Annotated in this window: 20 protein-coding genes; 13 read left to right on the top strand and 7 right to left on the bottom strand. The window is 63.9% G+C overall.

From position 1 onward, the window contains the following. Positions 1-9 precede the first annotated feature (9 nt). From VSX79_RS08000 to VSX79_RS07985, 4 genes are all read left to right on the top strand, one after another. Positions 10-651 carry a CpaD family pilus assembly protein gene (locus VSX79_RS08000; RefSeq protein ID WP_326915114.1) on the top strand — a complete coding sequence of 214 codons (642 nt, stop codon included), beginning with the start codon at positions 10-12 and terminating at the stop codon, positions 649-651. Beyond that, positions 648-1,919 carry a pilus assembly protein CpaE gene (locus VSX79_RS07995; protein WP_179496528.1) on the top strand — a complete coding sequence of 424 codons (1,272 nt, stop codon included), beginning with the start codon at positions 648-650 and terminating at the stop codon, positions 1,917-1,919. Before VSX79_RS08000 ends, VSX79_RS07995 begins: the two co-directional genes overlap by 4 nt. 57 nt (positions 1,920-1,976) lie before the next feature. Continuing rightward, positions 1,977-2,945 (top strand): type II secretion system F family protein, encoded by a 969-nt coding sequence (locus tag VSX79_RS07990; protein ID WP_326915113.1) that lies wholly within the window; start codon positions 1,977-1,979, stop codon positions 2,943-2,945. A 103-nt stretch (positions 2,946-3,048) separates the two neighbouring features. Then, positions 3,049-4,005 (top strand): type II secretion system F family protein, encoded by a 957-nt coding sequence (locus VSX79_RS07985; protein WP_218844454.1) that lies wholly within the window; start codon positions 3,049-3,051, stop codon positions 4,003-4,005. A gap of 60 nt (positions 4,006-4,065) precedes the next feature. Here the strand turns inward: VSX79_RS07985 and VSX79_RS07980 are convergent, their stop codons facing one another. Further along, a complete protein-coding gene (locus VSX79_RS07980; RefSeq protein WP_326915112.1) occupies positions 4,066-5,067 on the bottom strand; it encodes a fumarylacetoacetate hydrolase family protein in 1,002 nt (333 codons plus the stop codon). Between the two features lie 61 nt (positions 5,068-5,128). Beyond that, positions 5,129-5,542, bottom strand: a complete 414-nt coding sequence (locus tag VSX79_RS07975) for a hypothetical protein (RefSeq protein ID WP_179496535.1) — start codon at positions 5,540-5,542, stop codon at positions 5,129-5,131. A gap of 149 nt (positions 5,543-5,691) precedes the next feature. Between VSX79_RS07975 and VSX79_RS07970 the strand changes: the two genes are divergently transcribed. Further along, the gene (locus tag VSX79_RS07970) at positions 5,692-6,915 is read left to right on the top strand and encodes an ATP-binding protein (protein WP_179496537.1); all 1,224 of its coding nucleotides are present in this window, start codon (positions 5,692-5,694) and stop codon (positions 6,913-6,915) included. Here VSX79_RS07970 and VSX79_RS07965 read toward each other — a convergent pair. After that, positions 6,912-8,228 (bottom strand): aspartate aminotransferase family protein, encoded by a 1,317-nt coding sequence (locus VSX79_RS07965; protein ID WP_326915111.1) that lies wholly within the window; start codon positions 8,226-8,228, stop codon positions 6,912-6,914. The genes VSX79_RS07970 and VSX79_RS07965 overlap by 4 nt on opposite strands. A 240-nt stretch (positions 8,229-8,468) precedes the next feature. Between VSX79_RS07965 and VSX79_RS07960 the strand changes: the two genes are divergently transcribed. The 7 genes from VSX79_RS07960 (at position 8,469) to VSX79_RS07930 (ending at position 16,607) form a co-directional block, all read left to right on the top strand. Beyond that, positions 8,469-9,815 carry a glutamine synthetase family protein gene (locus VSX79_RS07960; RefSeq protein WP_179496541.1) on the top strand — a complete coding sequence of 449 codons (1,347 nt, stop codon included), beginning with the start codon at positions 8,469-8,471 and terminating at the stop codon, positions 9,813-9,815. Between the two features lie 14 nt (positions 9,816-9,829). Beyond that, positions 9,830-11,098, top strand: coding sequence for an NAD(P)/FAD-dependent oxidoreductase (locus tag VSX79_RS07955; protein ID WP_179496543.1), 1,269 nt, complete (start codon positions 9,830-9,832; stop codon positions 11,096-11,098). Between the two features lie 14 nt (positions 11,099-11,112). Further along, positions 11,113-12,504, top strand: coding sequence for a glutamine synthetase family protein (locus tag VSX79_RS07950; RefSeq protein ID WP_326915110.1), 1,392 nt, complete (start codon positions 11,113-11,115; stop codon positions 12,502-12,504). A 92-nt stretch (positions 12,505-12,596) separates the two neighbouring features. After that, positions 12,597-13,703 carry an ABC transporter substrate-binding protein gene (locus VSX79_RS07945; protein ID WP_179496546.1) on the top strand — a complete coding sequence of 369 codons (1,107 nt, stop codon included), beginning with the start codon at positions 12,597-12,599 and terminating at the stop codon, positions 13,701-13,703. Positions 13,704-13,725: 22 nt separating this feature from the next. Continuing rightward, positions 13,726-14,631 carry an ABC transporter permease gene (locus VSX79_RS07940; protein ID WP_179496548.1) on the top strand — a complete coding sequence of 302 codons (906 nt, stop codon included), beginning with the start codon at positions 13,726-13,728 and terminating at the stop codon, positions 14,629-14,631. Next, a complete protein-coding gene (locus VSX79_RS07935) occupies positions 14,631-15,473 on the top strand; it encodes an ABC transporter permease (RefSeq protein WP_179496550.1) in 843 nt (280 codons plus the stop codon). The genes VSX79_RS07940 and VSX79_RS07935 overlap by 1 nt, the downstream gene beginning before the upstream one ends. A 3-nt stretch (positions 15,474-15,476) precedes the next feature. Beyond that, positions 15,477-16,607, top strand: a complete 1,131-nt coding sequence (locus VSX79_RS07930) for an ABC transporter ATP-binding protein (protein WP_179496552.1) — start codon at positions 15,477-15,479, stop codon at positions 16,605-16,607. Between the two features lie 140 nt (positions 16,608-16,747). On the opposite strand, the gene VSX79_RS07925 is transcribed toward VSX79_RS07930, so the two are convergent. The 4 genes from VSX79_RS07925 to VSX79_RS07910 all read right to left on the bottom strand — a co-directional run bounded on the left by VSX79_RS07925 (position 16,748) and on the right by VSX79_RS07910 (position 20,952). Beyond that, positions 16,748-17,683, bottom strand: a complete 936-nt coding sequence (locus tag VSX79_RS07925; RefSeq protein WP_326915109.1) for a DUF808 domain-containing protein — start codon at positions 17,681-17,683, stop codon at positions 16,748-16,750. A 20-nt stretch (positions 17,684-17,703) separates the two neighbouring features. After that, a complete protein-coding gene (locus tag VSX79_RS07920) occupies positions 17,704-19,077 on the bottom strand; it encodes an aspartate aminotransferase family protein (protein ID WP_179496556.1) in 1,374 nt (457 codons plus the stop codon). 118 nt (positions 19,078-19,195) lie between these two features. Next, on the bottom strand, positions 19,196-19,936 hold the full coding sequence (locus VSX79_RS07915; RefSeq protein WP_326915108.1) for a gamma-glutamyl-gamma-aminobutyrate hydrolase family protein: 741 nt from the start codon (positions 19,934-19,936) through the stop codon (positions 19,196-19,198). Positions 19,937-19,980: 44 nt separating this feature from the next. After that, the gene (locus tag VSX79_RS07910) at positions 19,981-20,952 is read right to left on the bottom strand and encodes a glucokinase (protein ID WP_179496560.1); all 972 of its coding nucleotides are present in this window, start codon (positions 20,950-20,952) and stop codon (positions 19,981-19,983) included. Between the two features lie 230 nt (positions 20,953-21,182). Here VSX79_RS07910 and VSX79_RS07905 point away from each other — a divergent pair, with 230 nt between their 5' ends. After that, complete coding sequence (locus tag VSX79_RS07905) at positions 21,183-24,398, top strand: autotransporter outer membrane beta-barrel domain-containing protein (protein ID WP_326915107.1); 3,216 nt, start codon at positions 21,183-21,185, stop codon at positions 24,396-24,398. Positions 24,399-24,596: the final 198 nt, after the last annotated feature.

Here is a 24,596-nt window from a genome sequence, read left to right as displayed (position 1 = left end):
AGCAAAGTGATGAAGAAAATCGCAACTTGGACGGTTCTGGCGCTGGCGACCTCGCTCGCCGGCTGCACCGGCGCCGCGTATAGCAACCGCAGCCTGGAATCGGTGCATCAGCCGGTGGTGCGCAACAATCTTTACCAATTCGATGTCGCGACCGCGGGCGGCGAGCTGCCACCCAGCGAGCAGAGCCGCCTGCAAGGCTGGCTCGACGCGATGGGGGTCCGCTATGGCGACCGCATCGCGGTGGAAGACCCCTCGCTTTACGGTGCCTCGTCGGCGCAGGCGACCGTCCGCGCGATGGTCGAACGCCGCGGCTTGTTGCTGAGCCGCGAAGTGCCGGTAACGACTGGCGCGGTTCCGGAAGGGTATCTGCGCGTCGTCGTGACGCGCGCGTCGGCTTCGGTTCCGGGATGCCCCAATTGGGAAAGCAAATCCTCCTTGAACCCGGTCAATGCGACATCGTCCAACTATGGCTGCGCGGTCAACAGCAACCTCGCCGCGATGGTCGCGGATCCCAATGATCTCATCAAGGGCGCGCGCGACACGGGGCATGACCCGCTCGCAGCGACGCGCGCGATCCAGACCTATCGGACGAAACCCCAGACCGGTGCCGGCGAATTGACCAAAGCACCCACCAGCGGAGGTGGCCAGTGAACGCTCCTTTCAAATCAGCAGGACTGCGCGATCCCTTCAACGCCTTCGTCTGCGACGACGATACGCTGGAGCTGATCCGCGTTGCGGCGGGCGACATGGGTTGGCCGATCGAAAAGTGCAACAAGGGCGGTCTTCGCAACGCGGTGCAGTCGCTGTCGGTGTCGGCCAGCCCGAATATCCTGTTCGTCGATATGTCCGAATCGGGCGACCCGATCAACGATATCAACGCGCTGGCGGAAGTTTGCGAGCCCGGAACGGTCGTGATCGCGGCAGGCCAGGTCAATGACGTGCGCCTGTACCGCGACCTGCTGTCGAGCGGTATTCAGGACTATCTTCTGAAGCCGCTCTCGCTCGAACAGGTCCGCGAATCGCTGACCATGGCGCAGGCCATGCTGTCGGCCCCCAAACACGCCGATATGCACGACGACAAGCCGCATCACATGATGGGTGTTGTGGGTGTCCGGGGCGGCGTCGGCGCATCGCTTGTCGCGACGTCGCTCGCCTGGGCGATCAGCGAACAGGCGGACCGTCAGACCGCGCTCCTCGATCTCGACATTCATTTCGGAACCGGGGCGCTCACGCTCGACCTCGAACCCGGGCGCGGCCTGATCGACGCGATCGACAATCCGAGCCGCATCGACGGCCTGTTCATCGAGCGCGCGATGGTGCGCGCGTCGGACAAGCTCAGCCTGCTGTCGGCCGAAGCCCCGATCCATCAGCCGGTGATGACTGACGGCTCGGCCTTTTTCCAGCTGGAGGAAGAGCTGCGCAACGCGTTTGAAATGACGATTGTCGACATCCCGCGCCAGGTGCTGATCCCCTTCCCGCATCTTGTGTCGGAAATGGGAACCATCCTGCTCGTCAGCGACGTAACCCTTGCCGCGGCGCGGGACACGATCCGCCTCCTGTCGTGGTTCAAGCAGAACATCCCGGGCGCGCGCGTGCTGCTTGTCGCCAACAAGTTCCAGAACGCGATCGGCGAGCTGTCGCGCAAGGAGTTCGAATCGTCGATCGAACGGCCGATCGACATCGTCATCCCGTTCGACCCGAAACTCGTCGCACAGGCGGCCAAGCTCGGGAAATCCTACGCCGAAACCTGCAAGGGCACCAAGTCGGCGCAGGTGTGGAACAACCTGATGCGCATCATCCTCGACGGCGCCGATGTCGATGCCGAGGACGCGCCGGTCGTCGCCGCGAAAAGCAAGTCCGGCGGCTCGCTGCTCGGCAAGCTCGGCCTGGCCAAAAAGGGCGCGAAGCAGGCGGCGTAAGGGCGCGTCCGACGTGCCTTAGCGATCCCCGTTGACAGAAGCGGACACCAACTGACCATGAACCTGCCAGTCATCCTTATCGTCGCCGGAGCCCTCCTGGCCTTTGCCCTCCTCGTGATACTGGTTGGCGGGCCTTCGGCGGGCAAGGCGAAGACGCGAAGGCTTGCGATGGTCAAGGATCGCCATGCCGCCTCGACCGAAGCGGTGGTCGCCGCGCAGATGCGCAAGACGATCCAGTCCGGCCGCAAAGGCGATTCGACGCTGACCAATTTGCTGCCGCGCCGCGAGGAGCTCGAAAAGCGCATCCGCCGGACCGGCAAGAGCTGGACGCTGACGCAATATATGTTCGCGACGATGATCGTGTTCGTCGTCGCCACCGGCGCCATGCTCATCGTCCGGGCCCCTTTCCTGATGGCGGGGCTCGTGGGTTTGCTGCTCGGTCTCGGCCTGCCCTATCTCGTTGTCGGGATGACAATCAAAAGGCGTGTCGCCGCTTTCAACAGTCGCTTTCCCGACGCGATAGACCTGCTCGTGCGCGGCCTCAAATCGGGTCTGCCGGTCACCGAGACCTTTCAGGTGGTGAGCCAGGAGCTTCCCGGCCCCGTCGGCGAGGAATTCAGGGGCGTCGTCGAACGCATCCGCATCGGTAACACCATGGAAGCCGCGCTGCAGGAATCGGCCGAAATGCTCGGCACGCCTGAATTCCAGTTCTTTTGCATCACGATCCAGATCCAGCGCGAAACCGGCGGCAATCTGGCCGAAACGCTGGCCAACCTGTCGGATGTGCTGCGCAAGCGCGCGCAGATGAAGCTCAAGATCAGGGCAATGTCGTCGGAAGCCAAGGCCTCCGCCTATATCGTCGGCGCGCTGCCCTTCTTCGTGTTCGGCGTCGTCTGGACGGTGAACCCCAGCTATCTTGCAGGCTTTTTCGTCGAAGAGCGGTTGATCATCGCCGGTATCGGCGGCCTGATATGGATGAGTATCGGCGCCGGCATCATGGCCAAAATGGTCAATTTCGAGATTTGAGAGGGCAGAGACAGTGAACAGCAGCCTCCTTCTCTCGTCCGCCTTCACGGGCGCGCAAAGCGGACCGACCCTGCTCGGCATCGACGTCGTATGGGCCGGGACCATGCTGGCGGCGGTCGGCGTCTTCGCCGTATTGTTCGCCATCTACAACGCGCTGACAGTCCGCAATCCGATGACGAAGCGCGTCAAGGCGCTCAACGACCGCCGCGAACAACTGAAAGCCGGTATCACCGCCTCGACAGCAAAGCGCCGCGCCCGGCTGGTCCGCAAGAATCAGACCGCCGACAAGATGCGTACCTTTCTGGGCAAGCTGCAGGTCCTTCAGGACAGTCAGATCAAGGAAGTCCAGCAAAAGCTTGCGCAGGCCGGCATCCGGTCAAAGGATCTCGCCGTCGCAGTGATTTTCGGCCGGATGGTCCTGCCGATCCTGTTCGGCGCGCTTGCCATCTTCCTGATTTATTGGGTCGACATGTGGCCCAGCCTGACGTCGTTCAAACGCACGGCCTACACGATGGGTGCACTGATCCTCGGCTACAAGGCGCCCGACCTGTTCGTCGACAATATGCGCCAGAAGCGGACCGACGCGATCCGCAAGGGGCTTCCCGATGCGCTTGACCTTCTGGTTATCTGCGCCGAGGCAGGCCTGACGGTCGACTCCGCCTTCTCCCGCGTCTCAAAGGAACTGGGCCGTGCCTATCCCGAACTGGGCGAGGAATTCGCGCTGACGTCGATCGAACTGGGCTTCCTGACCGAGCGCCGGCAGGCGTTCGAGAATTTCGCCTATCGCGTGAATCTGGAATCGGTGAAGGGCGTGGTCACGACCATGATCCAGACCGAAAAATACGGCACACCGCTCGCGTCCGCGCTTCGCGTCCTGTCGGCGGAGTTCCGCAACGAACGCATGATGCGCGCCGAGGAAAAGGCCGCACGCCTGCCCGCGATCATGACGGTGCCGCTGATCCTCTTCATCCTGCCTGTGCTGTTCATCGTCATTCTGGGCCCGGCGGCCTGTTCGCTGAGCGACGCGATGTCGGGCGGCAGCTTCGGCGGCAAGGGCTGACAACGGCGCCACCTGTGAACAGCTAGAAGAGGGCGGAAGCGACTTCCGCCCTCTTTGCTTTCAGCCGACCGTCTGCTCGATCGCGCCGAAAATGCTGTGGTGGCGCTCGTCATCCATCCAGATGCGAACCATATCGCCTTTTTGCATGAACGGCGTCTTGGGCTCGCCCAGCCGGATCGTCTCGACGGTCCGCACTTCCGCAAGACAGCTATAGCCCAGCCCGCCTTCGCTGATCGGTTTGCCGGGACCGCCGTCGGCATCGCGGTTGGAAACGGTTCCCGACCCGATGATCGTTCCGGCGCCAAGGTCGCGCGTCTTTGCGGCATGGGCGATCAGCGCGCCGAAGTCGAAAGTCATGTCGACCCCCGCGTCGGCACGGCCCAGCGGTTCACCGTTCAGATCGACCGACAGCGTCCCGTGCAGCTTCCCGTCCTTCCAGCGATCGCCGAGCGCCTCGGGCGTCACGAAGACGGGCGACATCGCGCTCGACGGTTTTGACTGGAAAAAGCCGAACCCCTTGGCGAGTTCCCCAGGGATCAGCCCGCGCAACGACACGTCGTTGGTCAGGCCGACGAGAAGGATCTTCTCACGCGCCGCAACGGCATCGATGCCCGCCGGCACATCGCCGGTCACGACGACCACCTCGGCCTCCATGTCGCAGCCCCACGCGGGATCGCCGAGCGGAATCGGATCGCGCGGGCTGAGGAACTGGTCGCTCCCGCCCTGATACATCAGCGGATCGTGCCAGAAACTGTCGGGCATTTCGGCGCCGCGCGCCTGCCGGACGAGCGCGACATGGTTCACATATGCGCTGCCGTCGGCCCATTGATAGGCGCGCGGCAACGGCGACGCCGCGTCGCGCTCGTGAAACCGCTCCTTCGGGATTGCATCATGGTTGAGGTCTTCGGCGAGCGCGGCAAGGCGCGGCGCCGCATAGGCCCAATTGTCGAGCGCAGTCTGCATGGTCGCCGCGATCTGGCCGGCGTCGGCATACCAGGCAAGATCGTCCGAAACGACGACCAGGCGGCCGTCGCGGCCCTTTTTGAGCGATGCTAGTTTCACGAAAACTCCCTTGTCTGACGATGCGGCCGAAAACCGTCATCGCTTGTCGGGGGAGCGATAATCAGCGCGACGTCGTGATCGATGCGAAACAGGTAAAGCCGCTCTGCCCCGCCTGCAAGCGCCGGATATACTGAAGATAGGCCTGTGACTGGTTGTAGGTCGTTCCGGGCAGCGTCTGCCCGCGGAACGCGCGCTTCACTTCCTCGCCGGTAAAGGGGCGGGGCGAACCCGGAAACGCGCCCTTCGTCCCTGCCGGTACCAACTTGCCCGCGGTGTCGATGTATTTGCCGGCCCCCGTTGGCCCAGGCACCGGTATCTCGCAGTTCATCACCGATACGGCGGTTTGTGCAAAGGCAGGCCGGATCGTCAACGCGGCAGACACACCGACGGCGCCAAGCGCCAGCATCTTGCGGCGCGACGGAACGGCTTCGCCATCCATTTCGGGCGGACCGGCGGGAATGTCGCTGTTTTCCATGGCCGGCGCATAACGCAATGATGCGCCAAGGAAAAGCAAAAGACCGCCACGGCGAACCGGCTTCCCGCTTTGGCACATCCCGCGAAAAAGCGTTAACGACCGCAAAGCCGCTTGCGCTGATCCCCCGCTTCGTGCGACCCGAGCGGCGCATGTTCGACCGTCTGTCCAGCCTCGTCATCGCCCTGACTCTGGTCGTTATCGCGGCGATCTTTGCCGCGCTGACGGGAGGCGACCCCTTGTCGATCGCGATGATGGCGATCGCGGGCTTTGCGGCCGCAGCCACGGTTTACAGTGCGCTCCCAGCGCCGCTCCCCGACGTCCAGGGCGCAGCGCCGGCGGCCGAAACGCCGCCGGTTTCGCTTCTTCGCCACCCCGATTTCGCACGCTGGGTCGATCAGGAAAAGGACCCTCTGCTGGGCGTTGCCGACAATATCGTCGCGATAGCGAATGATGCAGCGATCCGCCTGCTCGGCCGCCATATCGTCGGCGCAGATATACGAACTGCGATCCGCCATCCGGCGGCGGCCGAATGGCTTTCACGGATCAACAGCGACGGCCCGCTCGAAACGGTCAATCTGATCGACTTCCCCCGCCCCGGCCAGCGCTGGACGATGCGCGTCGCCGCGCTGTCGGATGGACAACGCATCGTCATGCTTTCGGATCATTCGGCGATCGACGCCGCCGATCGGATGCGATCGGATTTCGTCGCCAACGCGAGCCACGAACTCCGCACGCCGCTCGCCGCCATCCTCGGCTATGTGGAAACGCTGCAGGACATGAACGGCGATACCGACGCGCCGACGCGCAGCCGCTTCCTGTCGATCATCCACCGCGAGGCCGGACGGATGCAACAGCTCGTCATCGACCTGCTTTCGATCTCGCGCGTCGAGGCCGATCGCTTTCGGCGCCCGACGACTCCGGTCGACCTCGCCGCGGTCGTCCGGACCTCGATCGCGCAGCTTCGCGACAGCGAACAGCCGCGCGCGAAGGATATCGTCCCGATGCTGGGCGACATGCCGCAACCCATGCTCGGCGACGGGGCGCAGCTCGGGCAGCTCGCGCACAATATCATTTCGAACGCGATGAAATATGGCCATTCGGGGACTCCGGTCACGGTGGAACTGGCGCGCGAAGGAAACCGCGTGCGGCTGTCGGTGAGCGACGAGGGCGACGGCATCGCGCCCGACCACCTGCCGCGCCTGACCGAACGCTTCTATCGCGTCGACGAGGCGCGCAGCCGCTCGGTCGGGGGCACCGGCCTCGGCCTCGCGATCGTCAAGCACATCAGCGAACGCCACCAGGGTCAACTCGACATCCAAAGCGAGCTGGGCAAGGGAACGAAGGTGTCCGTGACCTTTCCGCTCGCTGCCTAGTCGATCGCGCCGAGCAGGTCGCCAATCCGTCCGAACATCTCGTCGATCTGCGATTTTTCGACAATCAAAGGGGGCGACAATGCGATAATGTCGCCGGTCGCACGGACGAGCAGGCCGTTGTCGAAACAGGCGTGGAACAATTCCATCGCGCGCGCGGTCGGCGCGCCCGGACGCGGTTCGAGTTCGATGCCCGCGACGAGCCCGATGGTGCGGATATCGATGATATGACGCTGCCCCTTCAGCGCGTGCGCGGCATCCTCCCAATAGGCGGCCAGTTCCCCCGCGCGGTCGAACAGACCGTCACGGGCATAAAGGTCGAGCGTCGCGAGCCCGGCCGCGCTTGCGAGCGGGTGACCCGAATAGGTATAGCCATGGAACAGTTCGATTCCGCTGGCTACGCTATCGATGACCGCATCGTGCAGTTCGCGCTTCACCGCCACGGCGCCCATCGGCACCGCAGCGTTGGTGAGTCCCTTCGCCATGGTGATGATGTCGGGCGTCACGCCCCATGCTCCGGACGCCGTTGCCCCGCCGACGCGGCCGAAGGCGGTGATCACCTCGTCGAAGATCAATATGATGCCGTACTCGTCGCAAATCTCGCGCAAGCGCCGGAGATAGCCGACCGGCGGCACGAGCACCCCCGTCGATCCCGCCATCGGCTCGACGATCACCGCCGCGATCGTCTCCGCACCGTGCAGATCGACGAGGCGCCCGAGGTCGTCGGCCAGCTCGGCCCCGTGCTGCGGGAATCCGCGCGTAAAGGCGTTGCGCTCGATATCGTGCGTGTGGCGGAGATGGTCTACACCGGGAAGCCCGCCGCCGAAGGCGCGACGGTTATTGACGAGCCCGCCGACGCTGATCCCGCCGAAACCGGTGCCGTGGTAGCCGCGCTCGCGTCCGATCAGCCGCGTACGCGTGCCCTGCCCCTTCGCGCGCTGGATCGCTAGCGCGATCTTGAGCGCGGTATCGACCGACTCCGACCCGCTATTGGTGAAGAAGATGCGGTCGAGCCCTTCGGGCATCAGTGCCGCGAGCCGTTGTGCCAGTTCGAAAGGCAGCGGGTGGCCGAGCTGGAAGGTCGGGGCGAAATCGAGCGTTGCGGCAGCCTTCGCGATCGCCTCGGTAATCTCGGGACGACAATGGCCGGCATTGCTGCACCACAAGCCCGAAGTGCCATCGAGGATCGTCCGCCCGTCACTCGCCCGATAGTGCATGCCCTTTGCCGAGACGAGTTGGCGCGGCTGGCTCTTGAAGGCGCGGTTTGCGGTAAAGGGCATCCAGAAGGAGGCAAGTTGGTCGTTGTCACCTCTCATCGAACCATCCCCTGCATCCACCCGTCATTGCGAGCGAAGCGAAGCAATCCAGAGCGGTTTACGCGGGCTCTGGATTGCCACGCGGCTCCGCCGCTCGCAATGACGAATATAATTGCCGGGCGCACGTCCGCCTGGCAATGTCAAAAACTGGCCGTTAACGGCCCCTATGGTGCTTTACCCAAGCTTGCGATAGGCTGGCCTTCCACAAACGGGCCGGATCCTCGGCCCAATCGGGGGCGCATGTCAGTCAATCTGGAACAATGGATCAGCGACCATAATATCGACGAAGTCGAATGTATCGTCCCCGACATCAACGGGGTTCAGCGCGGCAAGGTCCTGCCGGCCAAAAAGTTCCTCTCATCGGTCAAGGACAAGTCGCTCCGAATTCCGGGCAGCGTCTTCATCTGCACGATCGACGGCCATTATCCGGAAGATATCGACGACATCTGGGACAAGGATCCCGACAAGATATTGATCGCCGATCCCGACACGATCTGCGTCGCGCCGGGCTTCACCTCGCCGACAGCCTTCGTCATCGCGGACGCTTTCAACCGCGACGGTACCGAGGTCGACATTGCCCCGCGCACGATCCTCAAGAAGGTGCTCGGCCTTTATGAGGACAAGGGCTGGAAACCGATCATCGCGCCCGAAGTCGAATTCTACCTCGTCTCGCAGAACACCGACCCCGATTTCCCGCTGACCCCGCCGACCGGCCAGTCGGGGCGCAGCGAGAGCGCAAGCCAGCCCTATGGGCTCGAGGCGATGAACGAATATGAGGATATCATCGATCATATCTATGACGATTGCGAGCTGATGGGGCTCGATATCGACACGATGATTCACGAAATGGGCGCCGCGCAGCTTGAGGTCAATTTCATCCACGGCGACCCGCTGCGCCTCGCCGACGAAGTGTTCCTGTTCAAGCGCGTCGTGCGCAACGTCGCGAAACAGCACAATGTCTACGCGACCTTCATGGCGAACCCGATGGCGGGCCAGCCGGGCAGCGCGATGCACGTCCATCAGTCGATCGTCGATGCGGAGACCGGGCGCAACCTGTTCGCGACCGCCAACGGCCGCGACAGCGCGGCGTTCCGCAGCTATATCGCTGGCCTGATCCGCTTCATGCCACAAATTTCCCCGATGTGGGCCCCCAATGTGAACAGCTTTCGCCGCATGCGCCCCGACAGCGCGGCGCCGATCAACGTCCAGTGGGGTGAGGACAACCGGAGCTGCGGCTTCCGCGTTCCGATCGCCGACAAGCATAATCGCCGCGTCGAAAACCGGCTGCCCGGCGCCGACAGCAACCCCTATCTTGCGATCGCGGCGTCGCTGGTGTGCGGCTATATCGGCATGGTCGATCGCATGGTCCCGCCGAAACCGATCACCGGCAGCGCCTACAACCGCGCGCGCACGCTGCCGCGCACATTGGAAGCCGCGCTCGACCGCTTCGCTTCGTGCAAGAAGGTCCGCAACCTGCTCGGCGACGATTTCTTCGAAATCTTCTTCGCGGTGAAGGATTATGAACTGTTCAACTACCAATCGGTGGTGTCGAGTTGGGAACGCGAACATCTGTTGATGCGCGTCTGACGCGCGGGCGCGCCATGACTGATCCGCTGAACCACAGCTATTATGCGGCGACCGCGCATGAGCGGACGGCGCGTGGCAACGTCCGCGGTGATGCGCGATGCGATGTAGCGGTGATCGGCGGCGGGTTTACAGGCCTTAGCGCGGCGCTGGCTTGTGCCGAACGAGGCTTCTCCGTCATCCTTGTGGAGATCGCCCATATCGGCTTCGGCGCGTCGGGGCGCAACGGCGGACAACTGATCCCCGGCCTCCGCTGGGCGGCCTCGGAACTGGAAGATGAATTCGGGAGCGAGCGGACCGACTCCCTGTTCGACCTTTGCTGGCGCGACAATCGCGTGAAGTTCCGGATCGCCAAGCACGGGATCGACTGCGATCTGAAAGCCGGTCATCTGGAGGCGGCGTGGACGCCCGATGATTTCGACGCGATGCGGCGCGAGGCCGACTATGTTGCGAAACGTTTCGATTACGCCAGTGATGTCATTGCACGGGCCGATATGGCCGCCCACATTGCGACCCCGTTGTACCACGGCGGCATCCATGACTTGCAAGGCGGTCATTTCCATCCCCTGAACTACGCCATCGGGCTTGCCGCCGCCGCCGAAGCGGCGGGCGTCGATATTTGGGAAAGCCACCAAGCCTATCAGATTGAAGAGGCAACAAATCGGCTGCGTGTGATTACCGACTGGGCAGAAATTGATGCGCGATATGTCATCGACGCCACCGACAGCTGGATCGGCGACGTCGAACCCGATCTCGGCCGCTATACGGTGCCGATCATGAACTATAATATCGCGACCGAACCGCTCGCAAACGCTGACGCGTTGCTCCCCGGCGATGCGGCGGTTGCCGACAGCCGCTTCGTGCTCAACTATTTCCGCCTGTCCGCCGATAAACGCCTGATCTTCGGCGGCGGCGAGCGCTATTCGCAGACGCCGCCGCGCGACATTGCGGCGTTTGTGCGGCCCTACATGGCGCAAGTCTTCCCGCAGATCGCCGATGCCAGGATCGATTACGGCTGGGGCGGCGCGGTCGCCGTGACGCGGAACCGGCTGCCGCATATCGGGCGGCGCGGGAACGTCTTTTTCGCGCACGGATTTTCGGGGCATGGCGCGCTGGTGACGACGCTTGCGGGCGAACTCATTGCCGAGGCGATGGCGGAAACGGCCGAACGCTTCGACGTGCTGGCAGATTTGCCATCAAAGCCTTTTCCCGGTGGAAAATGGCTCCGCCGTCCGCTCGCCACGCTGGGACTCCTCTGGTATGCGCTGCGCGACCGGTTGGGGTGAAGGAGCGGATAGCCATGTCGAAGTCATCGGGCGCCATCGCGCCGCGGTCGGAGGCCGAGGCCTTTTTCCAGGCCAACCCCGACGTCGATTCGATCGAGATGATCTACACCGACATGGGCGGCGTGCCGCGGGGCAAGCGGTTGCGCCAGCACGAGGTCCTCGCGGTCTATGAAAGCGGCCGCATGTTCCCGGGTTCGATCACCGTCGTCGATATCACCGGGCAGGACACAGTCGAAACCGGCCTCGTCTGGGAGGATGGCGACGCCGACCGCTCGATGAAACCGATCCCCGGCACGCTCGTCCGCACCCCCTGGGGCGGCGACCATGCCGCGCAGTTCCTCGTCGATTTCTACGAACTCGACGGCACCCCGCACGACCTCGACCCGCGCCACGTCCTTGGCCGCGTTATCGACCGCTTCGCCGCGGACGGCCTTACGCCGGTTCTCGCAGTCGAGCTGGAATTCTATCTCGTCGATCCGCGCCGCGCGCGCGACGGCCGTATCCGCCCCGCCCGCCCCGGCTACAGCCGCGACACGCCGCGCAACGTCGAAGTTTACGGCCTGCGCGAGCTCGACGATTTCCGGCCCTTTTTCGATGCGCTCTACGCCGCGACCGACGTGCAGGACCTGCCGCTCGAAAGCGCGATCTCCGAATTTGCACCCGGCCAGTTCGAGCTGACTTTGCGCCACAAGCCCGACGGCCTGCGCGCCTGCGACGATGCGATCATGTACAAGCGGCTGGTGAAGGCGGTCGCGCAAGCGCACGGTCTCGAAGCCACCTTCATGGCCAAGCCCTTCGCCGATCAGGCGGGCAGCGGCATGCACATCCACGTTTCGATGAACGATGCCGCCGGCAACAACATCTTCGCGAGCGACGATCCCGAAGGCACGCCAGCCCTCCGCCAAGCGATCGGCGGCATGATCGGCAGCGTCGGCGACGGTTTCGCGCTCTTTGCGCCGCACGCGAACAGCTATCGCCGTTTCAAGGCAAACAGCTATGCCCCCGTCGCGCCGACCTGGGGCGTCAACAACCGCACCGTCTCGTTCCGCATCCCCGCCGGCCCGCCGGAAAGCCGCCACGTCGAACATCGCGCGTGCGGCGCCGACGCAAATCCTTATCTTGCGGTCGCCGCCGTGCTCGCCGGGATGCACCACGGCATGGCGAACAAGACCCACCCCGGAGCGGCGGTCGTCGGCAACGGCTATGACCGCGACAATAGCGGCGACGACAAACCGCCGTCGAACTGGTTCGCCGCGGTCGATCGCTTCCACGCGTCGACGCTGATGCGCGATTATCTGGGCGACCGGTTCGTTGACATGTTCAGCGTCGTGAAGCGCGTCGAGCAGGATAATTATTTCAGTGTCGTGCCGACGCTCGATTACGATTGGTATCTGCGTAACGCATGATAATTTCACAGAATCTTGGTGCGGCGCAAAAAAGCCTCTTTCCAAGCCGCCCTTATTAAGTCAGCTTGACGTCACATACAGGGAGGCTGGCCATGAATTTCGACGAACTGATCAAGCAAACGCGCGGGCGCCGCTCGCTGCTCCAGGCGCTTGGCGCCACGGCGGTCGGGATCAGTTTCGGCGGGCTCGCCGCCTGCAGCAAGGAAGGCGGCAAAACGCTCGCGAACGGCGAGGAAGCCAAGCTCAACTTCTACAATTGGGACACCTATATCGGCGAGAATACGCTCGACGATTTCAAGCAGGCGACGGGCGTCGATGTGACGATGGACCTGTTCGACAGCAACGACGTGCTGTTCGCCAAGTTCAAGGCCGGCAACCCCGGCTATGACGTGATTGTGCCGTCGAATGATTTCGTCGAGCGGATGTCAAAGGCCGACATGCTGATGCCGCTCGACCATGCCCTCATTCCCAACAAGAAGAATATCGATCCCGCCTACATCAACGTCGAATATGACCTGCAGCGCAAATTTTCGATGCCCTACACCTGGCTCGCGCTCGGCATCGGCTATCGCAAGTCGAAAGTGTCGGCGACGCCCGACAGCTGGAAAATCCTGTTCGACAGCCCCGAATATGCCGGCCGCATCGCCTGGCTGTCCGAAGCGGGCGACATGTTCCGTCTCTATGGCAAATATCTCGGCAAATCGGTCAATGCGCTGACCCCCGCGGACATTGCGACGATCGAAAAGATGATGATCAAGCAAAAGCCCAATGTGAAGAAATTCCACGAAGACGACGGGCAGGATCTGTTGCTCAAGGGCGACGTCGACGTCGTGCTCGAATATAATGGCGACATCGCGCAGGCGATGGTCGAGGACGACGACATCGACTTCGTCATTCCGAAGGAAGGCAGCCAGCTCAATTCAGACAATCTCTGTGTCCCGAAGGGCGCGCCGCACCCGAAGAATGCGCACGCCTTTATCAACTATATCCTAGACGCCAATGTCGACAAGCATATCACCGAGACGATCCTCTATCCGACGCCCAACGCGGCGGCGAAAAAACTGATGCCCGACAGCTACAAGAATAATCCGGTCATCTTCCCGCCCGCCGACGCGCTCGCGAAATGCGAATATGCGCGGTTCAACGCCGAGCTTCAGCCCTTGTTCGAGGAAGCCTTCACCAGGGTTCGGGCCGCCTGACGAACGGAAGGGGCATCGGGGGGTGGCCGAACAGGATTGGAGAACGAACAAGAGGGTCTTCGCGGCGGTGTCGCTGCCCACGCTCTTCTGGATCATTCTGTTCTTTCTCGTCCCGATGGCGATCGTCTGGCTCTACAGCTTCGGCGAGAACAGGGGCCTCACCGACATCGAGATTTCGGGCACGCTCGACAATTACAAGCGCGCCACCGAGTGGCTCTACCTCACCATTTTCGGCAAGAGTTTCGCGGTCGCGGCGCTCGTCACGCTGATCTGCCTGATCGTCGGCTTTCCGGTGGCAATGGCGATCACGTTCGCCAGCGAGAAATGGCGGCCGTGGCTGCTGCTCGGCATCATGCTGCCCTTCTGGACCAACCTCCTCATTCGCACCTATGCGCTGATGATGCTGCTCGGCACGCAGGGCTTCGCGAACAAGGGGCTGGGGGCGTTGTGGGACGGCGCGAGTTGGCTGAAATCGCTTGTCGGGCTTCAGCCGCTACCAACTTGGGAGCCGGTCGAGCTGCTCTTCAACAATTTCGCGGTCGTGTTCGGCCTCGTTTATGTCCACCTGCCCTTCATGGTGCTGCCACTGTACGCCGCGCTCGACCGGCTCGACCGCAGCCTGATCGAAGCAAGCCTCGACCTGGGCGCCGGCCATTTCCGCACGATCATGCGCATCGTCGTGCCGCTTGCTGCGCCGGGCATCGTTGCCGGGGTGATGATCACGCTGATCCCCGCGCTCGGTGCCTATCTGACCCCCGACCTGATGGGCGGAACCGACAGCCAGATGATCGCGAACGTGATCGAGCGGCAGTTCAAGAAGGCGAATGACTGGCCCTTTGGCGCCGCCCTTTCCTTCCTGCTCATCTATGCGATGTTCATCCTGATCGCGCTGCAATCGATGCGCCGCAAAGTGCCGGAGGCGCGCTGATGGCCCTCTTCGCCCGCACGCCGATCGCACCGCTCGAATATAGCCGGACGCTGTGGATGCGCCTCTGGGTCGGCGCGGTGATGCTGTTTCTCTACGCGCCGTTGATCGTGCTGATCATCTTCAGCTTCAACGACAGCAAGCGCAACGTCGTGTGGCGCGGATTCACGACCAAATATTATGAAAAGGCGCTCGGAAACGACCAGTTGGTCGAGGCGCTCGTCAACTCGCTCACAATTGCCGCGCTGGCGACGGTTGCCAGTCTTGTCCTCGGCGCGGTCGCCGCAGTGATGCTCTGGCGTTTCCGCTTCCCGCTGAAGGGCGTGGTCGATGGCACCATATCGTTGCCGATCATCGTCCCAGAAATCTGCCTCGGCGTCGCCTTCCTGATGTTCTTCGCCGCGATCGACTGGCCGACCGATCTTGTCTGGCCGTTCAACCTCGGCGCGATCACCATCGCACACATCACCTTCTGCTTCCCCTTCGTGACGATGGTTGTGCGCTCGCGTCTCGCGAGCTTCAACCGCGAGCAGGAAGAGGCGGCGAAGGATCTGGGCGCCAGCGAATGGCAGGTCTTCCGCGACGTGCTGATCCCGCACATCAGGCCCGCGCTGGTCGCGGGGGCGCTCTTGTCGTTCACGCTCAGCCTCGACGATTTTGTCATCACCTATTTCACCAGCGGCCCCGACACGATCACCTTTCCGGTGAAGGTCTATTCGATGGTCCGCTTTTCGGTGACGCCGGAGGTCAATGCGGCTTCGACGCTGCTCATCATCCTCACCGTCGTCCTGACCTTCGTCGCGCTCAAGCTTCAGGGCGTGAAAGCCATTGCGGAAACCCACTGAACCATGACCGAACCCGCCAAACCGATCATCCAGATCAAAAATGTCTCCAAACGTTTCGGCAAGGTCACCGCGGTCGACAATGTCAGCCTCGACATCAACGCCGGGGAGTTCTTCGTGCTTTTGGGCCCGTCGGGGTGCGGCAAGACGACACTACTCCGCATGATCGCAGGTTTCGAACTGCCAACTGAAGGCAAGATATTGATCGACGGGCATGACATGGCGGGAATCCCGCCGAACAGGCGGCCGGTGAACATGGTGTTCCAGAGCTACGCCGTGTTCCCGCACATGAGCGTCGCCGACAATGTCGCTTATGGCCTCAGGATCGCAGGGGTGAAGGGCGGCGAGGTCAGCGACCGCGTTGCCGAGGCGCTCGAACTCGTCAAGCTCGGCGGGTTCGAAGGCCGGATGCCCGACCAGATGTCGGGCGGGCAGCGCCAGCGCGTCGCGCTGGCGCGCAGCCTCGTGATGCGTCCCAAGGTGCTGCTGCTCGATGAACCGCTATCGGCGCTCGACGCCAAGCTGCGGGGGCAGATGCAGTTCGAGCTTTCGGATCTCCAGGAACGGGTCGGCATCACCTTCGTCACCGTTACCCACGATCAGGACGAAGCGCTGTCGATGGCGTGCCGCATCGGCGTCATTAACAAGGGCGAAGTGGCGCAACTCGCGACGCCATCGGACCTCTACGAATATCCCGCCAACCGCTTCGTCGCCGATTTCGTCGGGTCGGTGAATATCTTCGAGGGCAAACTGACGCTCGACGACCCCGACAAGGCGGCGGTCGATTGTCCGGGGCTCGGCAAGGTCTATCTCAACCACGGCGTCACCGGCCCGCACGGCGCCGATGTCTGGATCGCGCTGCGCCCCGAGAAGATTTACCTTCACGTCCCCGGCGAAGGCAAGGCGGTCAAGGCCGCGGCGCAGGACGCCCCCGACGGCTATAATTTCGCGCGCGGCAAGATCAAAGGGATGAGCTATCTCGGCGACATAACCCTGTTCGAGATCGAGCTGGAATCGGGCGCGTGCCTCCGCGTGTCCCGCCCGAACCTGTCGCGGCATGATCAGGACGATTTCACCTGGGGCGACAAGGTCAGCATGCACTGGCGGGCGGATAGCCCGGTTGTATTGTTGGGCTGACACTGGGCCGTCCGGGCGGTGCCGGCGCAACCCACAAGATCGTCATTGCGAGGAGTCGAAGGCGACGCGGCAATCTCCGGCCATCGGCCTTTTGCAGGGCGATAGCTTGAGATTGCTTCGCTCCGCTCGCAATGACGAAATTAGTGGGCCTTCTTCCCAGGCAACAGATGCAGTGCGCCGACGATCAGCCCGCCAAGGAGCAGCCCGAAAATGCCCGCTCCGCCCGCATTGATCAGCCATTCCCAAACGCCCGCACCCGGCAGGTTCCCCGCCACGGCATGCGCGAAATCGTGGAGGCCATGGCCGATATTGCCGATATGATATTCGTCGAGGCCGTGCAGGAAAATCTGGCCACCCACCCACAGCATCGCCGCCGTGCCGATCAGCGCCAGCGCCGCCAAGAGCTTGGGCATGAAGGACACGAGCCCGCGCCCGATCGCCCGGCGCGCGCTGTTGCCTTCCTTCGCCATGTGGAGGCCGATATCGTCCATCTTCACGATCAGCCCGACGACGCCGTAAACCGCTACAGTAATCGCGACAGCGACGACCGCGAGCGTGGCTGCGCGCATCGCGAAATGCTCGTCGAGCACCTCGTTCAATGCGATCACCATAATTTCGGCGGACAGGATGAAGTCGGTGCGCACCGCGCCCTTCACCATCGTTTCTTCATGGTCCTGATCGGCGACGATCGCCGCGTCTTCGGCCAGACTCGTGTCGTGTTTCTGGAGCGAATGCAGCACCTTCTCTGCGCCCTCGAAACAGAGATAGGCGCCGCCGAGCATCAGCAGCGGCGTGATCGCCCATTGCGCGACCGCCGAGAGCAGCAATAATGCCGGCACGATGAAGAGCAGCTTGTTGCGCAGCGAGCCCTTGGTGATCCGCCAGATGATCGGCAGCTCGCGATCGGGGGTGAAGCCGGTGACATAGCGCGGCGTCACCGCGGTATCGTCGACGACGACCCCCGCCGCCTTGACTCCGGCCTTCGACGCCGCGGCGCCGATATCGTCGATGCTTGCCGCGGCGACCTTGGCGATGGTCGCAATATCATCGAGCAGGGCAAAAAGGCCGGAGGGCATAAGGGTTTGGTCTTTCCTGTTTAGAGCGCGCGGAGTTTCGGCATCACTTCATCGAGCGATTTGCGGATGATGGCAACCATCTCGTCGATCTGGTCGGTGGTGATGATCAGCGGCGGGCACATGACCAGGCTGTCGCGGATGCCGCGCACCATCAGCCCGTTCGCGATACACGCGTCGCGCGCCATCGGCCCCGCCGTGCCCTCGGCACCGCCGAAGCGCGCGCGCGTTTCCTTGTCCGCCACGATCTCGACCGCGCCGAGCAGCCCGACGGAGCGCGTCTCGCCGACGAGCGGGTGGTCGTTCAGCGTCGCGAGCGCCTTGGCGAGATGCGGACCGGTGACGCTGCCCGTGCGCTCGACGAGGCCTTCGCGCTCGATGATCTCGATATTCTTGAGCGCGACGGCGGCGCAGACCGGGTGCCCCGAATAGGTGAAGCCATGGACAAAATCGCCGCCGGTCTTCAGCATCTCGACGACATGGCTCGCGACCGCGGTCGCCGAAATCGGCAGGTAACCAGACGACAGCCCTTTCGCCATCGGCATCAGGTCGGGGGTGAAGCCCATCGTCTCATGGCCCCACATCTTGCCGGTGCGCCCGAAGCCGCAAATCACTTCGTCGGCGACGACGAGCAGGCCATATTTGCGCGCCACCGCCTCGACCTTGGGCCAATATCCCTTCGGCGGGATGATCACGCCGCCCGCGCCTTGCACCGGCTCGCCGATAAAGGCTGCGCACTTTTCGGGGCCGACCTCGATGATCTTGTCCTCGATCGCCTGCACACAGGCGTCGCAGAATTCCTCCTCGGTCATCCCCTGCCCTTCGCCATAGGCATAGGGTTGGCGGACATGCTCGACGCCGGGGATCGGCAGGTCGCCCTGCGCGTGCATGGCCTTCATGCCGCCGAGCGAAACGCCCGCGACGGTCGAGCCATGATAGGCGTTCCAGCGGCTGATGAAGACGGTGCGCTGGGGTTCGCCCTTCAGCTTCCAATAATGACGCACCATACGGAACACCGTGTCGTTCGCCTCACTGCCCGAGGCATTGAAAAAGACGTGCGGCAGGCGGTTTCCGGTAAGGCTCGCAATCTTCGCCGCCAGCGTCACCGTCGGCGGCGTCGCGGTCTTGAAGAAGGTGTTGTAGAAGGGCAGCTCGCGCATCTGCGTGGCCGCCACTTCGACCAGCTCCTCGCGGCCATAACCGACGTTGACGCACCACAGGCCGGCCATGCCGTCGAGGATGCGGTGGCCGTCGCCGTCGTGGATGTAACAGCCCTCGGCGTGGGTGATGATGCGGCTGCCGCCGAGCTTTTCGATTTCGGCCCAATCGGCCTGTGCGGGAAGATGATGCGCGACGTCGAGGCGGCGCAGTTCGGCGATGTCGTGATTGCGGGGCATGTCAAACTCCTGATCGATGAGCCGCGCGTGGCGGCGAACGGACGTGGAAGGCGTCCGGTCGATCAGGGCGAGAAGCATAGCCGTGCGAGATAGCGGTCGTATCGGGTGACGCGGCAATTCATAGCGCACCTCTTAACGCGCGTCCGAGCAGCTGAAAATAGGTCCGGCTGTCACTGTTGTCGTCGGTCGCCCATTCGGGGTGCCATTGCACCGCAAGCAGCGGCGCGCCGTTCGGCCGCGCGCTATAGGCCTCGACCAGCCCGTCGGGCGCGCGCGCCTCGACCCTCAATCCGTCGGCAAGCGCTCCGATGCCCTGATAGTGAACCGAATTCACGTCGAGCGACGGCGCGCCATAGGCCGAAGCCAGCACGCCGCCTTCGATCAGGTTGACCTTGTGCCGATGGTCGAACATCGCGTCGAACGGCACGCCATCGGGCGCGTGATGGTGCAGCAATTCACCACTCGCCGACGTGTCGCGACGCAATGTGCCGCCGAGCGCCACATTGATTTCCTGAAAGCCGCGGCAGATACCGAAGAGGGGCCGCCGCGCCGCGATGACCGCCTCGACAAGATCGGTCATCATGCGGTCGCGATCGGGGTCGAAGGGCCCCTCGCCTTCGGACGCATCGCCATAGAGCGCAGGTTCGACATTCGATGGCGTGCCGGTGAGCAGCACCCCGTCGAGGCGCCCGACGATCTCAGCGGCGCGCATATGGTCGGGCAGCGATGGAATGATCAGTGCGGCGCAGTCGGCATGGCGCATTGCCGCGGTCGCGTAGCGATTGATCACCGTCTGCGCGAACTCGGTCCCGACGGTGCGATTGCAGGCGATGATACCGAGGACGGGACGTTGCGACATGAGCGGCATGCTGCCGATTTCGCCGCCCCCGCGCCAGAGAAATCTTAGGCGTGTTGGCGCGCGAAGGCGGCTGCGGCGCCGAAAAGGCCCGGCTGCGGGTGCGTGATCAGCTTTACGGGCAGCGCCGACATAAAGCCTTCGAAGCGACCCTTTTCGATGAAGCGTTCAGGAAAGCCCGAGCGTACAAGACTGTCGCGGATGCGCAGCCCAAGACCACCGGCGATAACGACGCCGCTAGCCCCCTGCGCCAGCGCCAGGTCGCCCGCGACGCTGCCCAGCGACAGGCAGAAGCGATCAACCGCCGCCGCGGCAAGGCTGTCGCCCCCTTCCATCGCATTGGTCCAGATCGCCTTGTCGTCGAGCCGCGGGATCGCGCGTCCTTCGAGCGCCGCCAGCGTTTCATAAATATCGACGATACCTGGACCCGAGACGATCCGTTCGATCGACACGCGGCGATGGCGCTTGCGCAGCCGCGCGAGGATCGCGTCCTCGATGCTGTCGAGCGGCGCGAAGTCGATATGCCCGCCCTCGGTCGCCTGCACCCGATAGTTGGCGCCGTCGCGCCAGATATGCGCGACGCCGAGGCCGGTTCCGGGCCCGATGATCGTGATCGTACCCATCGCGGGCAGCGGCTCGTCGGGGCCGGTCAGCCGCTCGAAATAGCTTTCGTCGGCCTGCGCGACCGCATGACCGACGGCCTCGAAATCATTGACGAGGACATAGCGGTCGACGTCCATCTTCTCGTTGATCAGCGCCGGACGTATGATCCACGGATTGTTCGTGAACCGGATGATCTCGCCGCGCGTCGGCCCGGCGATCGCGATGGCCACCGCGCGAGGCAGGGTTCCGCCCTGCTGGCGCTCGAAATCCTGCCACGCGGTCTGGAAGCTCGCATGATCCTTGGTATGCAGCGTCGTCGCTTCGCCGAGCGAGAGAACCCGGCCGCCCTCGATTTCCGCAATGGCGAAGCGCGCATGGGTTCCGCCGATATCGACCGTGACGATCCGTTCGCTCATGACTCTCCCTTGCCGGTCCCGGTGCCGGTGCCATTGTGGAATGTCGCACAGCCGACAAGGATGCAACAGGGCATAGCTATGCGCGGTTCCCTGCCGCCGGGCGCGGCTCCCCATCGCCGCTGAAGCCCGGCTTTGGAACCCTGCATTTTTTTCCAAGGCCGCGCCAGCACCGCTCCGTCTTGTGGTTGTCGCCGGGAAGAGGTCCCGGTCCCGATCTCAAGAGGAACCCGATGCGCAAGACCTTGCTGGCCTCCACATGCCTGGCCACCCTCCTTTCGACCGCCGCCCATGCCGAAACGACGATCACCACCGCGACGACGGCTCCGGTACGCACCTCGACCATCAAATCCGGCGCGCCCGACGATATCAAGATCACCTCGGCGGGGTCGATCAAGCCGACCGTCACCGGGCCGGCGGTCACGATCGACAGCAACCACAAGGTCGTCAACGAAGGCACGATCGAGTTCACCAATGTCGATGGCGCGACGGGCATTCTGGCGGGTGCCGGCACGTCGGGCGGCATCACGAACAGCGCCAGCGGCAAGATCACCATCGGCGAAACCTATGCCGCGACCGACATCGACAAAGACGGCGACCTCGACGGCGCATTCGCGATCGGCAGCAACCGCGTCGGCATCGCGACCGCGGGCGCCTTTAACGGCAACATCGTCAATTCAGGCGCGATCGCGATCGAGGGCAATGACTCCGCGGGCATCCGGCTCGGCGGCCCGCTGACCGGCAATTTCACCAACGACGGAACGATCAGCGTGCTCGGCGATCGTGCGCTCGGCGTCGGCCTGCAGGATGTGATCGGCAACGTCCGGCTGGCCGGCACGATCTCGGCCACCGGCGTCGATGCGATCGGCGCCCGCCTTGGCGGCGACGTCACCGGCTCGCTCGTCGTCCAGGGCAATATCACCGCCACCGGCTACCGCTTCACGACGCCGCCGAGCGATCCGTCGAAACTGGATGCCGACGACCTGTTGATTGGCGGCAGCGCGCTGTCGGTCGAGGGCGATGTGACCGGCGGCATAATTCTGGCGGTCGCGCCCAAGGACGCCAAGCCCGACGACAAGGATGAGGACAAGGACGGGATCGAGGACGCCAAGGAAGGTAACGCCGTGGTGCGCTCCTTCGGTTCGGCGGCGGCGATCAGCATCGGTTCGGCCGACCGCGACGTCGCGATCGGCGCTGTCCCGGGCACCGGCACCGGCCTTGGCTTCATCATCGACGGCGCCGTGCTCGGTAACGGCCTTTACGCCGGCAAGGACGGCAACGCGATCCAGATCGGCGGCCTTGGCGGCGCGGTCACCATCGCCGGCGGCATCGGTATCGGCGGCACCGGAAGCGTCGCCGCGCAGTCGAAGGACAAGGCCGCCACGGCCATCCGCATCGGCAGCGGCGCGACGACCCCCGAAATCCGCAACGCGGGCAAGATCGAGGCGACGACCGGCGGCAAGGCTGCGGACGCGGTCGCGACGGCGGTGCTGATCGAAGCTGGCGGCGACGTTCCGCTGATCCGCAACAGCGGCACGATCACCGCCAAGACCGGCGGTGACGGCGGTATCGCGCGCGGCATCGTCGATCTGTCGGGCAATGTCGACACGGTCGAGAACAGCGGCACGATCAGCGCGACGGGCGCGCTCGCCTCGTCCGACCGCAACATCGCGATCGACCTGTCGGCGAACAACGGCGGTGCGACCGTGAAGCAGACCGCGGTCGCCTCGACCGCTACCGCACCCAGCATCGTCGGCGATGTCCGCTTCGGCGGAGGCAACGACGTGTTCGACATCGCCGACGGTTCGGTGAAGGGGAACAGCTTCTTCGGCACCGGCAACAACAAGCTCGCGCTGTCGGGCGATGCGACCTACGCCGGCAATGCCCGCTTCGGTGCCGGCAACGATACGATGACGCTGGCCGGAACGTCGAAGTTCACCGGGCTCGCCGATTTCGGCGGGGGCACCGACACGCTGACGATCGGCGGCACGTCGATCTTCTCGGGCACGCTCGCCAATTCGCAAGGGCTCGCGGTTTCGGTTGCCGGCGGTGCCTTCGACGTCAGCGGCGCGGCCACCATCTCCTCGCTGGCGATCACCGACGAAGGCACGCTTGCGGTGATGCTCGACAACGGCGCGACGGGGACGGCGCTCCAGGTGACGGGCAACGCCAGCTTCGGCGAAGATTCCAAACTCGCGCTTAGATTGTCGAGCATCGAGCAGGCCGAGGGCGAGCATGTCGTCCTGACCGCCGGCACGCTGACCGGCGCCGATAACCTCACCGCCTCGCAGACGCTGCTGCCCTTCCTTTACAAGGGCACGTTGACCTCGAACGCCACGCAGCTCATCGTCGATGTGTCGCGCAAGAGCACATCAGAGCTCGGCCTCAATCGTTCGGAAAGCGGCGCGTTCGACGCGGTGCTCGACGCTGTCGTCAGCGACGAGAAGATCGAGGATGTCTTCCTCGGCATCACCGACGGCGACCAGTTCCGCAATCAACTCGGCCAGATGCTCCCCGAGCATGAGGGCGGCGTGTTCGAGACCGTCACCTCGGGCTCGCGGGCGCTGTCGCGCTATCTCCAGGACCCCAGCGCGCCCTATCAGGATGAGGGCAAATGGGGCTATTGGGTCAACCAGGCCGTCTGGGGCACCTCGAAGAGCGTCGGCGACACGGCGAGCTATGACGTCAGCGGCTGGGGCATTTCGCTTGGTGCCGAAATCGAAAGCGACGTCGGTAATTTCGGCGGTTCGGTCGCCTACCTCAGCGGCAAGGACGGCAACGGCAGCAACGCCAACGAAGTCAGCACGAGCCAGTTCGAAGGCGCGCTGCACTGGCGCCTGCGCTCCGACGGCTTCATGGCGAACGCCCGCGTGTCGGGTGCGCCGGTCAGCCTGAAGGGCACGCGCATCTTCCGCGCCGAAAGCGGCGCCGAGGACATCGAGAAGACGATGAAGGGCAAGTGGGACGCGACGCTTTGGTCGGCCTCGGGCTCGGTCGCCTACGACACCCGCGTCGGCGGCCTCACCCTCCGCCCGATGGTCGCGGTCGACTATTACAAGCTGAAGGAAGACGGTTACCAGGAAACGGGCGGTGGTGACGCGCTCGACCTCACCGTCCTGAGCCGCGATAGCGACGAACTCGCGGTGTCGGGGACGATGACACTCGGTCTCGAATTCGGCGGCGCCGACGAATATGACGGCTGGACGCGCTTCGAACTCGAAGGTGGTCGCCGTCAAATCGTCAGCGGCATGCTTGGCGCGACGACCGCATCTTTCAAGGACGGCACGCCCTTCACCCTTGTTCCCGACGATCGCACGAGCGGCTGGGTCGGCCGTTTCCGCGGCGTCGCCGGCAATTCGGCCTTCCAGTTCGCCGGCGAAGTCTCCGCGGAAGAGCAGCAAAGCCATGTCGGCTGGGCCTTCCGTGCGAGCCTGCGGGTCGGTCTCTAGCCCCCCGGGGCCGACCCTGCCCGCAAGGGGGAAGCGTTACCCCTACCCATGCTTCCCCCTTGCCTAGGCAGAAACGAATGACGAAACAGATGCTTGCACTGCCCAACTCCGTTTTCCCCGTACCGCAGTTGCGCGGTGGAGCCTGGACGCTATATGACGGCGTCATCGGGGGGACGTATGGCGCAGGGCGAAGCGGCG

Origin of the sequence: Sphingopyxis chilensis (genome assembly GCF_035930445.1) — a bacterium.
Lineage (GTDB): Bacteria > Pseudomonadota > Alphaproteobacteria > Sphingomonadales > Sphingomonadaceae > Sphingopyxis > Sphingopyxis chilensis.
Note: the sequence above shows the minus strand (reverse complement) of the source record. Positions and strands in the feature narration are given on the sequence as shown.

What these genes read in the sequence shown, in the direction of transcription:
- VSX79_RS08000 (WP_326915114.1), top strand. Translation starts at nt 10, where the DNA reads ATGAAGAAAATCGCAACTTGGACGGTTCTGGCGCTGGCGACCTCGCTC.
- VSX79_RS07990 (WP_326915113.1), top strand. Translation starts at nt 1,977, where the DNA reads ATGAACCTGCCAGTCATCCTTATCGTCGCCGGAGCCCTCCTGGCCTTT.
- VSX79_RS07985 (WP_218844454.1), top strand. Translation starts at nt 3,049, where the DNA reads ATGCTGGCGGCGGTCGGCGTCTTCGCCGTATTGTTCGCCATCTACAAC.
- VSX79_RS07975 (WP_179496535.1), bottom strand. Translation starts at nt 5,542, where the DNA reads ATGGAAAACAGCGACATTCCCGCCGGTCCGCCCGAAATGGATGGCGAA.
- VSX79_RS07970 (WP_179496537.1), top strand. Translation starts at nt 5,692, where the DNA reads ATGTTCGACCGTCTGTCCAGCCTCGTCATCGCCCTGACTCTGGTCGTT.
- VSX79_RS07965 (WP_326915111.1), bottom strand. Translation starts at nt 8,228, where the DNA reads ATGAGAGGTGACAACGACCAACTTGCCTCCTTCTGGATGCCCTTTACC.
- VSX79_RS07960 (WP_179496541.1), top strand. Translation starts at nt 8,469, where the DNA reads ATGTCAGTCAATCTGGAACAATGGATCAGCGACCATAATATCGACGAA.
- VSX79_RS07955 (WP_179496543.1), top strand. Translation starts at nt 9,830, where the DNA reads ATGACTGATCCGCTGAACCACAGCTATTATGCGGCGACCGCGCATGAG.
- VSX79_RS07950 (WP_326915110.1), top strand. Translation starts at nt 11,113, where the DNA reads ATGTCGAAGTCATCGGGCGCCATCGCGCCGCGGTCGGAGGCCGAGGCC.
- VSX79_RS07945 (WP_179496546.1), top strand. Translation starts at nt 12,597, where the DNA reads ATGAATTTCGACGAACTGATCAAGCAAACGCGCGGGCGCCGCTCGCTG.
- VSX79_RS07935 (WP_179496550.1), top strand. Translation starts at nt 14,631, where the DNA reads ATGGCCCTCTTCGCCCGCACGCCGATCGCACCGCTCGAATATAGCCGG.
- VSX79_RS07930 (WP_179496552.1), top strand. Translation starts at nt 15,477, where the DNA reads ATGACCGAACCCGCCAAACCGATCATCCAGATCAAAAATGTCTCCAAA.
- VSX79_RS07925 (WP_326915109.1), bottom strand. Translation starts at nt 17,683, where the DNA reads ATGCCCTCCGGCCTTTTTGCCCTGCTCGATGATATTGCGACCATCGCC.
- VSX79_RS07920 (WP_179496556.1), bottom strand. Translation starts at nt 19,077, where the DNA reads ATGCCCCGCAATCACGACATCGCCGAACTGCGCCGCCTCGACGTCGCG.
- VSX79_RS07915 (WP_326915108.1), bottom strand. Translation starts at nt 19,936, where the DNA reads ATGTCGCAACGTCCCGTCCTCGGTATCATCGCCTGCAATCGCACCGTC.
- VSX79_RS07910 (WP_179496560.1), bottom strand. Translation starts at nt 20,952, where the DNA reads ATGAGCGAACGGATCGTCACGGTCGATATCGGCGGAACCCATGCGCGC.
- VSX79_RS07905 (WP_326915107.1), top strand. Translation starts at nt 21,183, where the DNA reads ATGCGCAAGACCTTGCTGGCCTCCACATGCCTGGCCACCCTCCTTTCG.